This window comes from Kineococcus sp. GCM10028916 (assembly GCF_042674865.1).
Taxonomy (GTDB): Bacteria; Actinomycetota; Actinomycetes; order Actinomycetales; family Kineococcaceae; genus Kineococcus.
Genome location: NZ_JBHTFM010000001.1, coordinates 41,338 through 54,085 on the forward strand (window position 1 = coordinate 41,338; position 12,748 = coordinate 54,085).

Below are 12,748 nucleotides of genomic sequence, written 5' to 3' on the forward strand. Positions count from 1 at the left end.
CGGCCGGCGACGATTCACGGCGGGGTGCCCGCGTCGACTAACCTCGACCGGTGTCCTCCTCGTCCGCTGCCAGTGGCCCCGTCGCGTCCGCAACCGTCCCCGACGAGGTGTCCGTGGTGAGCAGTTCCCTCGTCGTGGCCGTCGACGGCCCCTCCGGCAGCGGCAAGTCCAGCGTGAGCCGGGCCGCGGCCCGTGCGCTCGGCGTGGCGTTCCTGGACACCGGCGCGATGTACCGCGCGGTGACCTGGGCGGCGATGCGGGACGGGATCGACCTGGGCGACGCGGCCGCCGTCGCCACGCACGTGCGCAGCGTCGCCCTCTCGATGGGCACGGACCCCGCGGCGCCCACGGTCGCCGTCGTCGGCGCGGACGGGGCCGAGACCGACCTCACCGAGGCCGTGCGCTCCGCCGAGGTCACCGGCAACGTCAGCGCGGTCGCCTCGGTGCCCGACGTCCGCCACGACCTGGTCCTGCGTCAGCGCGCGCTCATCGAGTCCGCCTGCGTCGCCCCGCTCGCCGGACGCAACGCGGGGGTCGTGGCCGAGGGTCGCGACATCACCACGGTCGTCGCCCCGGACGCGGACGTGCGGATCCTGCTGACCGCGGACGAGAGCGTGCGCCTGGCCCGCCGTGCGCAGCAGGACCTCGGTGCGGCCGACGAGGCCGCTGTCGCGGCGACCCGCCACGCCGTCGTCGAACGGGACCGCGTGGACTCCCGCACGACGGCCTTCACCTCCGCCGCCGACGGCGTCGTGACGCTCGACTCCACCCACCTCGACTTCGAGGGCACCGTCGCCGCCGTGCTCGAGGTCGTCGCGCGGGCCACCACGCCCTCCGGGGAGCGGCCGTGAACAAGGCTCCCGTGGGCGGTTCCCACCCCGACGCGCCGAGGCCCTGGACCCGGGCCGTGGGCACCCTCTTCGCCAAGGGCCTCTGGAACTCCACGGTCATCGGTGCGGAGAACGTCCCGACGACCGGCCCGGTGCTCTTCGCCGCCAACCACGCCTCGATCATGGATGGCCCGTTGCTGTACGGCGTCACGCCGCGGGCCGCGCACTTCCTCGTGAAGAAGGAGATGTTCGAGGGCTCCGCGCTCAACCGCTTCGTCGGCTGGTCGCTCCTGCAGGCCGGGCAGATCCCGATCGACCGGACCCGCGGCGACCGCGACGCGCTGCAGTCCGTGCTCGCCGTCCTCGCCGCGGGCGGCGCCGCCGGGGTGTTCCCCGAGGGCACCCGCGGTCGCGGTGACGCCGCGAGCGTGCGCAGCGGCATCGCGTGGATCGCGTTGCAGTCCGGCGCCCCCGTCGTGCCCGTCGCCTGCCTCGGTGCGCACCGGGCCGGCGAGAAACCCCGCTCGGTGCCCCCGCTGCGCCGCAAGCTCAGCTTCTGCTTCGGCGAACCCTTCACCGTGGTGAAGGACCCCGGCGTACCAGGGCGTGTCGCCCTGGCCGACGCCGTCGAGCAGGTCCGGGTCAAGCTGTCCAGCCACGTGCTGGACTCCTTGCAGCGCACCGGCATCCAACTACCCGAAGACCAGGACGGTGTCGACGAGCTGGGGCTCGGCGAGATGGCGTCCGACGACGTGCCAGGAGGCACCCGGTGAGCACCACCCCCGAGAACCCCGAAACTCCCGACGAGACCCAGGTTCCCGACGAGAACGTCGAACGCGCCCTGCGCGTCGGCCTCGACGACTACGACCTCTCGCCCGAGGACGTCGCCCTGCTGGAGTCCGACGGCTCCGACGACGGTGACGACGCCCCCACCGGCCCGCTGCCGGTGCTGGCCGTCGTCGGCCGGCCCAACGTCGGGAAGTCGACGCTGGTGAACCGCATCATCGGCCGCCGCGAGGCGGTCGTCGAGGACGTGCCCGGCGTCACCCGCGACCGCGTCGCCTACCCGGCGAACTGGGCCGGGCGCGACTTCACCCTCGTCGACACCGGCGGCTGGGAGGCCAAGGCCGAGGGCCTCAACCTCGCCGTCGCCGACCAGGCGGAACTCGCCATCGAACTCGCCGACGCGGTGATGTTCGTCGTCGACGGGACCGTCGGCGCGACGGCCAGCGACGAGCAGGTCGTCCGCCTGCTGCGCAAGTCCGGTCGTCCCGTGACCCTCATCGCCAACAAGGTCGACGGCCCCCGCCAGGAGGCCGACGCGACGGAGCTCTGGGGCCTCGGCCTCGGTGAGCCGCACCCCGTCTCGGCGCTGCACGGGCGGGGCACGGGCGACGCCCTCGACGCCGCGGTGAAGACGCTGCCGGCGGTCTCCGCGGTCGGCGGCGGCTACCAGCTGGAGGGTGGCCCGCGGCGCGTCGCGCTGCTCGGGCGTCCCAACGTCGGCAAGTCCTCGATGCTCAACAAGCTCGCCGGGTCCGACCGGGTGGTCGTGCACCCCACGGCCGGCACCACCCGCGACCCCGTCGACGAGCTCATCGAGCTCGGTGGCCGGACCTGGCGCTTCGTCGACACCGCCGGCATCCGTCGTCGCGTGCACCTGACCAAGGGCGCCGACTTCTACGCCTCGCTGCGCACCCAGACCGCGCTGGAGAAGGCCGAGGTCGCGGTCGTCCTCGTCGACGCCAGCGAGCCGCTGGCCGAGCAGGACATCCGCGTCATCTCCACCGTGGTGGAGTCCGGGCGTGCCCTCGTCGTCGCCTACAACAAGTGGGACCTGACCGACGAGGAGCGCCGGCACTACCTCGAACGCGAGATCGAGAAGGAGCTCGTCCAGATCCCGTGGGCGCCCCGCGTGAACGTGTCGGCCTTCACCGGCCGGCACATGGAGCGCCTCGTCCCGGCGATCGACATCGCGCTGGACTCGTGGGAGATGCGCATCCCGACCGGGCGCCTCAACGCGTTCCTCGGCTCGATCGTCGCCGCCCACCCGCACCCGGTGCGGGGCGGCAAGCAGCCGCGCATCCTCTTCGGGACCCAGGCCTCGACCAAGCCGCCGCGCTTCGTCATCTTCGCCAGCGGCTTCCTCGAGGCCGGGTACCGCCGGTTCATCGAGCGTCGTCTGCGCGAGGAGTTCGGCTTCGAGGGCACGCCGATCGAGGTCAGCGTCCGCGTGCGGGAGAAGCGCAAACGATGAGGTAGGGTTCTACCCGGCCCGCAAAGAACGGGGCCGGGTGGTCGCTCCTCGGAGCGATCGGGCTGTGGCGCAGCTTGGTAGCGCACTTGACTGGGGGTCAAGGGGTCGCAGGTTCAAATCCTGTCAGCCCGACCAGCGGAAACGCAGGTCAGAGCGGGTGTTCGTCTTCGGACGGGCACCCGCTTCGTCGTTCTGACCGCAACGAGACGCGGGCCGTGAGGCTCACCAGCCGGCGGCCTGGTCGAGGGGATCTGCCACCTCCGTCGGTCGAGTTCCCGAGGTACGCAGGCTGACGTCTTCCAGCCCGGCGGAGCGGGCTGCCCCTGTCGCCAGGAGGAGGGCGACGAACGGTTCGCGGCGCTCGCCTGGAGGGTTTCGAGCAGCTCCTCCACCCTGGTGCGGTCGGAGGTGGTCCCGCCCGCCTCCCTCTGCGCGCGACGGAGGGCCGGGTGACCAGCGCGCCGAGGTTCCGGGTCACCAGCCCGTCCTCACCGCGATGTCGAGGGAGCCCCGAGGGCGCGGTACCCGGTGGGTAGGGCCGGCCCGACAGGAACGCAGTGCGCTTGACGACGATCAGCGTCTCGACGTCGGTCGGAGGCTTGACGCCCTCTTCCTGCCCGACAGCGGGACGAGGTGCTTCGTCGACGTCCCGCGTGCAGGTCTCAGGTGGACCTCGCTCGACCACTTGCCTTGCGTTCGGTCACTCCCGCTCGGTCACTCCCGCACTCTGCTGCGCCGCCGAAGTCGATCCAGCTCCTCGGCTCCCACCGCAGGAACTCCTCGGCGAGACGGGAACGGACAGGAGGCCATGGCCGGACGAACGCCACGGGGCAGGGCTGACGGACACCGAGGCGGGGAGCCGGCAGTGGAAGCGAGCTGCTGGCGAATGCCCTGGCCGACCACAGGAGCACCACAGGCTCGACCTCGATACATGGATCGAGACAGGCCGGGACCGACCCGGCCACCCCGACGTGAGGAACACCATGAAGATCAGCAAGAGGTCCGTGGCGGCAGGCACCATCGGCGCAGTGGCCGCCGGTGGACTCGGGTTGGTGCTACTGGGTGCCCCATCGGCCCTGGCCGCCGCCACCACCGACAGCTCCGGCACCAGCGCGAGCTCCGGCACCGACAGCCGCCTGCAGGCGATCAAGGACGCCCTCGCCGGACTGGTCACCGGTGGAACCCTGACGCAGTCCCAGGCCGACGAGGTCGCCACCACGTTGGACTCCTCCGACGCCCTGCGCGGCGGTGGTCGTGCTGGGCACGGCGGTGGCCGCGTCGTGGACCTGGACACCGCTGCCACCACGATCGGTCTCAGCACCGACGACCTGCGCACCGCTCTGCAGGCCGACGGCGCCACCCTGGTGACCGTCGCGAGCGATCACGACGTCACCGAGCAGACCCTCGTCGACGCCTTGGTGGCCGCGGCCAAGACCCACCTCGCCGAGGAGGTCACCGAGGGCGACCTGACCCAGGCCGAGGTCGACGAACGGATCGCCGCCCTGCCCACCACGGTGAAGCAGGCCGTGGAGTCCACCTTCGCCGGCCGCGGCGGCCACGACGACACCGACAGCACCGGAACGACCGGCAGCGGAACGACTGGCAGCGGAACGTCGAGCAGCTCCTCGAACAACACCAGCTACACCACCACGGCCAAGGCCGTGTCGGTGTGAGGTAGCAGCTGGGCCCAGCCCAGAACCGCGAGGACCCACCGCCTCTCCTCCTCCCGAGGCGGTGGGTCCTCGCCGGCGTTCCGGGTCGAGCTCAGCGGACGCTGTTCCGGAGAGCCACTCAGCTCACACCAGCGGACAGCGCTGATCGCTCACCGGCGACGCCCAACGCCTCGTGGAGGCGGATGCCGCAGACCCTGCGAACACCCGCAGCCGGCGGTGTCGACCCCAGTGGAGAGAGAATCCAGAGAGGACCTGCGGTCATGGGACACGAGCACGACTTCACGACAGGTCACCACGGCGAGGGGATCCCGGCCGCCTGGGGAGCGTTCGGGCTGATTGCGTCCCTTCTGGTTCTCAGCATCGTGTTGGCTCGCAACGCCGTGGTCAGAGTGCGTCTCCTGGCGCTCTGGGAGCTGGTGCGCCAGCATCCGGCCGTCACGGCCGTCTGGGGGAACGAGCGCCCTGCCGGTCAGCCCGTCACCGACGAGGGGAGAACGCTCGCTCCGGCTCTCAGCGCCTCGACACCCGTCGACGCCGACCCTCGGCGGCTCGATCCCGTCGTCATCGCTTCGTTCCCGCCGGAGTTGCGCGAAGTTCTGCTGCGCACCGATGAGCTCGCCGCGGGATTGACCGTTCCCGCGGCCGGTGGGACCTGGCCGGGTCGGGCACTGGCTGAACACCGCTTGGAGACGGTCAGGGTCGCACTGGTCGACCTGGTCGACACCTTCGCGCAGATCCCTCCTGATCTCGCGGTCCAGCCTGCGGCCTGCGCCGGTACCTCACCGCTGGAGGATGCGCTGGCCGCTGCCGGCCTGTTGGAGCAGGAGAGCAGGGACCTGCGCAACGATCTCCTGGCCGGGGTGGCCGCCGAGCTGAGGCGACAACGTGCGTTCCTCGCCGACAAGTACGGACCCTCGGAGCAGTCGTCAACGCTCCACCTGCCCTGACAGGCGCCGACCGTCCGCGGTCGGGAAGGACGCGGGACCGCGTGCGCGTCGGCTTTCTCCGCGGAGCCCTGGGCCGGTGGCGGAGCGGCTCAGGGGCAGGCCATCCCGCCCACGACGAGCCCCGTGCCCTGCAGGTCGTGTCACTGTCTCGATGCGGGCACGAACCCCGCGCAGACACCCGGGGGGTCGAGGGGTCGCAGGTTCGAACCCTGTCAGCCCGACCAGCGGAAACGCAGGTCAGAGCGGGTGCCCGTCTTCGGGCGAGCGCCCGCTTCGTCGTTCCCGGGGTCTCCCTCCGGGCAGCGGCCGGCCACGGGGCGAACGGGTGGGTCCGAAACCTGCCGGAAACACGCTTGGGCCACACTGCGCTCCACCCTCGAGCATCGGAGCACAGTGACCCACGAACGAAGCGGCGGCCCGGACCTGTCGGACCCGCTGGACTCGGTGCACGGCGTCCAGAAGAGCCGCCTGGTGAAGACGTTGCGACGCGGCGACATCGTCCTCTTCATCGTCGCCGCCGTCATCAGCGCGGACAGCATCGCCGTCCTGGCCGCCGGCGGACCCGAGGGTCTGGTGTGGTCGGCGTTCATCGGCATCGCCTTCCTCGTCCCGTCGGCCTTCGTCTTCGCCGAGACCTCCTCGAGCTACCCGGAGGAGGGCGGCCCGTACCAGTGGGTGCGCCGGGCCTTCGGCCGGACCTGGGCCTCGATCGCGGTGATGCTCTACTGGATCACCAACCCGATCTGGCTCGGGGGATCGCTGGCCTTCATCGCCGGGTCGGTGTGGGCGGAGTACGTCACTCCGACCACCGCGCTCGGTGACTTCGTCGTGAAGCTCGCCTTCGTCTGGGTCGCGATCCTGCTGGCCATCGTCAGCCTCAAGCGCGGCAAGCTCCTCATCAACGCCGGCGCCTACGCGAAGCTCTTCGTCCTGCTGAGCCTGACCGTCACGGCCCTCGTCCACGTCGCGCAGGTGGGCTCGGCCGGGATCGACTGGTCGAGCGCGCGCCCCACGGCCGCCGGGTTCCTGCTCATCGTGCCCGTGGCCCTCTTCGCCTTCGTCGGCTTCGAGGCGCCGAGCGCCGCCTCCGAGGAGATGCACGACGCGCAGAAGGACACCCCCGTCGCCATCGCGCGCGGTGCGGGCATCACGCTCATCGCCTACCTCGCCCCGGTGCTGGCGATCATCCTGGTCACCCCCGCCGACCGCACGGCCGACTCCGGGGTCATGCAGGCCATCGAGGAGAGCTACGCGGTCTTCGGGCCCGCCTCGGGGTTCCTGCTCACCGTGACGGGACTGGCCTTCGTCTACGCGCTGCTGACCCAGGGCAGCGCGTGGATGATCGCCACCGACCGGATGCAGGCCGTGGCCGCGGGCGACGGCGCCTTCTTCACCACCAGGCTGGGCGAGTTCTCCCGACGCCTCGGCACCCCGGTCCGGATGAACCTGCTCTCCGGCTGCGTCGGGACGGTCTTCCTCGCCGCGGCCACGCTCCTGGTCCACGGGACGGCCGCCGCGGTGTTCGGGGTGGTGCTCACCCAGGCGGTCTCGACGCTGCTCATCAGCTACGTCGTCATCCTGCCTGCGATGATGTGGTTGCGGCACAAGCACGACGTCCCGCGTCCCTACCAGGTCCCCGGCGGCCTCAGGGGCTACACCGTCCTGCTGACGATCATGTACGCCTTCGTGCTGCTCGGCTCCGTCGCGGCGATCGTCCCGGGCGTGCTGGAGGGCTGGCTGGGGCTCGACTACGACTTCCTCGACGAGTGGGGCGTCAGCCGGGGCAGCTTCGAGGTGTTCACCGTGGGCACCCTCGTCGTCGTGATCGCCGCGGCGCTCGTGGGTCGGGTCGTCGGCGGCGCCCGCGACGAACCGGTCGTGCCCGTCGCGGAACCGGAAGCGTCCCGCCGGTAGGGGCCGAGCGCCTCAGTCGGGGTGGTCGGGGCTCAGCGGCCACCACGGCGGCACGAGCAGGGCGAAGTCGTCGAGGAACGCCTCCGGGTCGCGGGGGGCTTCGCCCGCGAGCCACACCGAGACCGCACCGACCGTGCCGTCGGCCACGAAACGGGCCACGAGTTCCGGGTCGGCGACGGGGGAGCGGACCGCCCCGCGCTCGACGAGGAGGCGGATGGAGGCACGGAAGTGCTCGCTGAGCAGTGAGCGCAGCGACGCGTCCGCGGCGCTCGCGAGGCTGCGCAGGTAGACGTCGCGGTGGCTCTCGAGGTGGTGCAGCACCGCGAGCGTGGTGTCGCGGACGGCGACGTCCCACGCGCGCTCGTGCGCCCCGCCCAGGAAGCGTTCGCGGGCCTCGTCCAGCTCGCCGCGCAGCACCGCGCGGAGCAGGCCGGAAGGGGAGTCGCTGTGCTCGTAGAACGTGGACCGGTGCACCCCCGCGGTGCGGGCGATCTCCGCGACGGACAGGGTCTCCGGGTTCTTGACCGCAGCCAGTTCGAGCACCGCGGCCGAGAGGCGCTCGAAACTGCGCCGAGCTCGAGCGTCCACCACCCGACCCTACCGTTCGACGTGCGCGACGGGTGTCGGCGTCCGGGAGGCGCTACGACGGGCGGGGGGCGTACATGATCAGGCCCACGCCGACGAGGCAGACCAGGGCCCCGGCGACGTCGAAGCGGTCCGGGCGGTAGCCGTCGACGAGCGCGCCCCAGAGCAGCGAGCCGGCCACGAACACCCCGCCGTAGGCGGCGAGGACGCGTCCGAACTGCGCGTCCGGCTGCAACGTCGCAGCGAACCCGTAGAGACCGAGGGCGATGACCCCCGCGCCGATCCAGGCGATCCCGCGGTGCTCGCGCACCCCCTGCCAGACCAGCCACGCACCGCCGATCTCGAGCAGGGCGGCGAGCACGAACAGGGAGATCGAGCGCAGGGCGTCCACGGGGCGTGAACCTACCCGCGAACGCGCGACGGGGACCGCTGCGGTGAACGGTCCCGTTGCGCTGCGGGGGTTCTCAGTGCCCGGCGACGTACTTCACCGGCGCGGGCAGGCCGGCCTGCGCGCGGACCCGCGTCGCGAAACCCTCGATCGAACGCAGGGCCGAGACGACGTCGGCGGGACGCACCGCGAACGGCATCGAGTGGATGGTCTCGCTCGGGACCGTCGCGGCCTGCGCGACCGCGGTGAGGGTGTCGACGTCGTCGACGCCGAGTCCGATCTCGGTGAGCGTGTTCGGCAGGCCGACGCGGGTCGTGAACTCGACGAAGTCGCGGATCTCGGACGTGGGCGCACCCTCGAGGACGAGCTGGGCCAGCGACCCGATGTTGACCTTCTGCCCGTGCGCGAGGCCGTGCGCCTGCGGGGCGGCGGTCAGGCCGTTGTGGATGGCGTGCGCCGCGGCGAGCCCACCGGACTCGAAGCCGAGGCCCGAGAGCAGCGTGTTGGCCTCGATGACCTTCTCCACCGCCGGGGTGACGAGGTGGTCGCGCACGGCGTCGAGGGCGGGGAGGGCGTTCTCCCACAGGATGTCCCACGACAACCGGGCGAGCGCCGTGCCGGCCTGGGTGGGCAGTCCGCCGGCCATCGTCGCCGACCCGGACTTCGCGGTCGCGCGGGCCTCGAGCCACGTCGCGAGCGCGTCGCCCACGCCGGCGGCGAGCAGCTTCACGGGGGCGTTGGCGACGACCTGGGAGTCGATGAGGACGAGGTCGGGGTTGCGCGGGAAGAAGCGGTACTCCAGGAAGGCGCCCTCGTCGGTGTAGACGACGGCCAGCGCCGAGGTGGGGGCGTCGGTCGAGGCGACGGTGGGCACGCTGGCCCAGCGGATCCCGGCGAGGTGGCCGGCGGACTTCACGGCGTCGATGGTGGAGCCGCCGCCCAGGCCGACGAGGACGTCCGCCCCGGTGTCCGCCACGACCTGGACGAGGCGGTCGATGGTCCCGACCGTGGCCAGGCCGGAGAACACGTCGCGGTGCACGGGCAGCCCGGAGCCCCGCAGCGACGCCTCGACGTCGTGGCCGACGAAGCCCCAGACGACGTCGTCGGCGACGAGGACCGGGTTCTCGCCGACGGCGGCGAGGTACTCGCCGACCTTGGCGATGGCTCCCGGGCCCTGGACGTAGCGACCGGGGCTCATGACGGTGCGGATGGTGGTCTCGGCGGGCATGCCGACTCCTTCGACGATCGTCCTTCGGGGATGTTTCGTTCGTGAAGGAGCCTAGACCTCCTCCAAGCTTCAACCATCCGGGGGGTTCGCCGTCGGGCGCGGCCCGGCTCTTGAGTAGGGTCACCCCATGTTCTGCGAGCAGCCGTCCGAGGCCTCCGCCACGGCAGAGCTGCCGCCCTTCGTGGAGGTCCAGGACGCCTGCAAGACGTACCCGACCCGCGAGGGTGTCGTCCACGCCCTCGACCACGTCGCCCTGCAGGTGCCGCGGGGACGCTTCGTCAGCGTCATCGGCCCCTCCGGCTGCGGGAAGTCGACGCTGCTGCGGATGATCGCCGGCCTCGAGCAGCCCGACGGCGGGTCGGTCCGGATCTGCGGGCGCAGCGCCGCCGAGGCCGGGGCGGACAAGATGATCGGCTTCGTCCCGCAGGTCCCCGCGCTGCTGCCGTGGCTCGACGTCCTCGGCAACGTCCAGGTCCTGGACAAGGTGAACCGGGCGGGCACGGCGCGCCGTCGCCGCAGCACGCCCAGCACTCCCGGCGCGCCCGGACTGGCCTCCGACCCCGTGGCCCTGCTCACCCGCCTCGGCCTCGGTGACGTCCTGCACCGCAAACCCCGTGCGCTCTCGGGGGGCATGCAGCAGCGGACGGCCATCGCCCGCGCCTTCGCCCTCCAGCCCGACGTGCTGCTGATGGACGAACCGTTCTCGGCCCTCGACGAGTTCACCCGCGAGGCCGCCCAGCTGCAACTGCTCGACGTGTGGCAGGAACTGCGGACGACGGTCGTCTTCGTCACCCACTCCATCGCGGAGGCCGTCCTGCTCTCCGACACCGTCGTCGTGATGGCCGCCCGGCCGGGGCGCATCGCGGGCGTCGTCGAGATCGGGCTGGACCGGCCCCGACACCACGGGTTGCTCGACTCCGCCGGCATGCACGAGCACGAGCACCGGATCCGCCAGGTCCTCGAGACCGCCTGGAACCCCCTCGACCCCTCCCAGGACGTCGCGTGAGGATCCTGAACCCCCGGTTCTGGCTCCCGACGGTGCTGGCGCTGGTCGTCGTCGCGCTGCTCTGGAGCTGGGTCGCGCAGGAGAACCCCTACGTCCTGCCGACGTTGTCGAGCGTGGGGCAGCAGTTCCGCGAGGACCCGAACCTCTACCTGAGCAACGCGGGGACGACGTTGCAGGAGGCCCTGGTCGGCCTGGTGCTCGGCACCGTCGGGGCCGTCGTCCTCGCCGTGCTGGTCGCCGAGTCGCGGATCCTCTGGCGGGCGTCGATGCCGTTGGCGGTGATCCTCAGCGTCACCCCCGTCGTCGCGATCGCCCCGGCGCTCGTCGTCGCGTTCGGGTTCGGCATGACGCCGAAGTACATCGTGACCGGTCTCATCACGTTCTTCCCCGTCCTGATGAACACCGTCACGGGGTTGCGCTCGGTCGACCGGCACGTGCTCCAGGTCTTCCGGACGGTGAACGCCACCCGCCTCGACGTCCTGGTCCGGTTGCGCTTCCCCAGCGCGTTGCCGTACCTGTTCTCCGCCCTGCGGGTGGTGTTCCCGCTCTCGCTGGTGGGGGCCATCGTCGCGGAGTTCTCCGCCGCGGGGGCGAAGTCCGGGTTGGGCACGCTCATCAGCGTCGCGAGTTCGAACTCGCAGCTGGACCGGGTGTTCGCCGCCATCGCCTGTCTCGCCGCGATGGGTTCGCTGTTGTTGCTGCTCGTCACCACCGTCGAACGTCGTGCCCTGGCCTGGCACGAGTCGCAGTCCCGCTGAGAACCCCGAGGAGACCCCCTGTGAGCCGTCCCCGCACCCCGCTCGCCGTCGGCGCGATCGCCGCTCTGCTGCTCGCCGGCTGCGGTAGTTCCGACGACGGCGCCGTCGACGGTGTCTCCACCCCCTCGGCGACGAAGGGGTCCGCGGTCTCGGCGGAACGGTGCAAGGAGAACGAGGCCGCGGGGAAGATCACCTACATCACGGGTTTCCAGTACCAGGCCTCGGCCGGCATCCTCGATCCGATCGCGGCGAAGGCGCTGGGGTACTTCGACGCCCTCTGCCTCGACGTCGAGATCCAGCCGGGCACCGGTGAGACCGCGCAGAACGCCCAGCTCGTCGCGGCCGGCACGGCGCAGATCTCCTCCATCGCCGGCAACGGCGACGTCCTGGTGAACGTCGCCAACGGCGTCGGCGTGCAGGCCGTGGCGATGTTCGGCCACGTCCCGGTGGCGACGCTCATGACGAAGCCCGACATCACCGACCTGAAGCAGCTCGAGGGCACGACGCTGGGGCAGAAGGGCGCGTTGCCGGTCACCATCGAGGCCATGCTGCGCGCTGCGGGCGTCGACGTCTCGAAGATCACCCAGGTCGAGGTCGGCTACGACCCGACGGTGCTGGTCCGCGGGCAGGTCCAGTCGCTGACCGGGTACAAGTCCAACGAACCGCTGACCCTGGAGGCCAAGGGGGAGAAGGTGAAGCTGTGGAACCCGGAGGACTACGGGGTTCCCGGCTCCATCGCGACGACCATCGTCAACCCGGCGTTCCTGAAGGACCACCGCAGTGCCGTCGAGGACTTCCTGCGGGCCCAGCTCAAGGCCTACGCCCACTGCGAGGACGACGCCAGCGAGTGCGTCGCGGACGCCGCGGAACTCTCCCAGGCCGGTTACGACACCGACCACAACGTCCAGGTGTGGCAGACGGAGTCCAAGCTCGTCGACGACTCGCTGCCGCAGGGCCAGGTGCTCGGTCAGATCGACGACACCGCCGTCCGGACCGAGGGGGACTTCCTCGTCCGGATGGGACAGATCCCCGCCGTGCCGGACCTGACGACCCTCGTCGTGCCCGACCTCGTGACCTCGCTCTACGCCGACGGTCAACTCGTCTGGCCCGCACCGTGAACGCCACGGCGGACACGGAGTTCGGCATCTTCCTGCCCATCGGC

At 71.7% G+C, this 12,748-nt stretch carries 12 protein-coding genes and 1 tRNA gene; 10 read left to right on the forward strand and 3 right to left on the reverse strand.

What is annotated here, in order from left to right; genetic code table 11:
• Window positions 1-116: 116 nt before the first annotated feature.
• The 7 genes from cmk to ACFQ46_RS00235 all read left to right on the forward strand — a co-directional run bounded on the left by cmk (window position 117) and on the right by ACFQ46_RS00235 (window position 7,621).
• On the forward strand, window positions 117-851 hold the full coding sequence (cmk, locus tag ACFQ46_RS00205) for a (d)CMP kinase (RefSeq protein ID WP_380256046.1): 735 nt from the start codon (window positions 117-119) through the stop codon (window positions 849-851).
• On the forward strand, window positions 848-1,603 hold the full coding sequence (locus tag ACFQ46_RS00210; protein WP_380256048.1) for a lysophospholipid acyltransferase family protein: 756 nt from the start codon (window positions 848-850) through the stop codon (window positions 1,601-1,603). Before cmk ends, ACFQ46_RS00210 begins: the two co-directional genes overlap by 4 nt.
• Window positions 1,600-3,087: a ribosome biogenesis GTPase Der gene (gene der / locus ACFQ46_RS00215; protein ID WP_328295781.1), complete on the forward strand. Its 1,488-nt coding sequence runs from the start codon at window positions 1,600-1,602 to the stop codon at window positions 3,085-3,087. Before ACFQ46_RS00210 ends, der begins: the two co-directional genes overlap by 4 nt.
• Before the next feature lie 58 nt (window positions 3,088-3,145).
• Window positions 3,146-3,222: transfer RNA gene (locus ACFQ46_RS00220), tRNA-Pro, on the forward strand.
• An 869-nt stretch (window positions 3,223-4,091) separates the two neighbouring features.
• Window positions 4,092-4,760, forward strand: coding sequence for a hypothetical protein (locus ACFQ46_RS00225; protein ID WP_380256050.1), 669 nt, complete (start codon window positions 4,092-4,094; stop codon window positions 4,758-4,760).
• A gap of 260 nt (window positions 4,761-5,020) precedes the next feature.
• Window positions 5,021-5,707 (forward strand): hypothetical protein, encoded by a 687-nt coding sequence (locus ACFQ46_RS00230; RefSeq protein ID WP_380256052.1) that lies wholly within the window; start codon window positions 5,021-5,023, stop codon window positions 5,705-5,707.
• A gap of 393 nt (window positions 5,708-6,100) precedes the next feature.
• Entirely contained in the window at window positions 6,101-7,621 is a 1,521-nt protein-coding gene (locus ACFQ46_RS00235; RefSeq protein WP_380256054.1) for an APC family permease, read from the forward strand.
• Between the two features lie 12 nt (window positions 7,622-7,633).
• Here the strand turns inward: ACFQ46_RS00235 and ACFQ46_RS00240 are convergent, their stop codons facing one another.
• From ACFQ46_RS00240 to ACFQ46_RS00250, 3 genes are all read right to left on the reverse strand, one after another.
• Window positions 7,634-8,209, reverse strand: coding sequence for a TetR/AcrR family transcriptional regulator (locus tag ACFQ46_RS00240; RefSeq protein ID WP_380256056.1), 576 nt, complete (start codon window positions 8,207-8,209; stop codon window positions 7,634-7,636).
• A 52-nt stretch (window positions 8,210-8,261) separates the two neighbouring features.
• Window positions 8,262-8,597 (reverse strand): YnfA family protein, encoded by a 336-nt coding sequence (locus ACFQ46_RS00245; protein ID WP_380256058.1) that lies wholly within the window; start codon window positions 8,595-8,597, stop codon window positions 8,262-8,264.
• Window positions 8,598-8,670: 73 nt separating this feature from the next.
• Window positions 8,671-9,822, reverse strand: a complete 1,152-nt coding sequence (locus ACFQ46_RS00250) for a glycerol dehydrogenase (protein ID WP_380256060.1) — start codon at window positions 9,820-9,822, stop codon at window positions 8,671-8,673.
• 127 nt (window positions 9,823-9,949) lie between these two features.
• On the opposite strand from ACFQ46_RS00250, the gene ACFQ46_RS00255 reads away from it, so the two are divergent.
• From ACFQ46_RS00255 to ACFQ46_RS00265, 3 genes are read left to right on the forward strand one after another with little or no spacing between them, the layout of a single operon-like run.
• A complete protein-coding gene (locus tag ACFQ46_RS00255; RefSeq protein ID WP_328295798.1) occupies window positions 9,950-10,828 on the forward strand; it encodes an ABC transporter ATP-binding protein in 879 nt (292 codons plus the stop codon).
• Entirely contained in the window at window positions 10,825-11,586 is a 762-nt protein-coding gene (locus ACFQ46_RS00260) for an ABC transporter permease (RefSeq protein WP_380256062.1), read from the forward strand. The genes ACFQ46_RS00255 and ACFQ46_RS00260 overlap by 4 nt, the downstream gene beginning before the upstream one ends.
• Before the next feature lie 20 nt (window positions 11,587-11,606).
• Entirely contained in the window at window positions 11,607-12,704 is a 1,098-nt protein-coding gene (locus ACFQ46_RS00265) for an ABC transporter substrate-binding protein (RefSeq protein ID WP_380256064.1), read from the forward strand.
• Window positions 12,705-12,748 lie beyond the last annotated feature (44 nt).

Bases quoted from the DNA above. Each gene is read 5' to 3' on its own strand.
- ACFQ46_RS00230 (WP_380256052.1), top strand. From the start codon at position 5,021: ATGGGACACGAGCACGACTTCACGACAGGTCACCACGGCGAGGGGATC.
- ACFQ46_RS00250 (WP_380256060.1), bottom strand. From the start codon at position 9,822: ATGCCCGCCGAGACCACCATCCGCACCGTCATGAGCCCCGGTCGCTAC.
- ACFQ46_RS00255 (WP_328295798.1), top strand. From the start codon at position 9,950: ATGTTCTGCGAGCAGCCGTCCGAGGCCTCCGCCACGGCAGAGCTGCCG.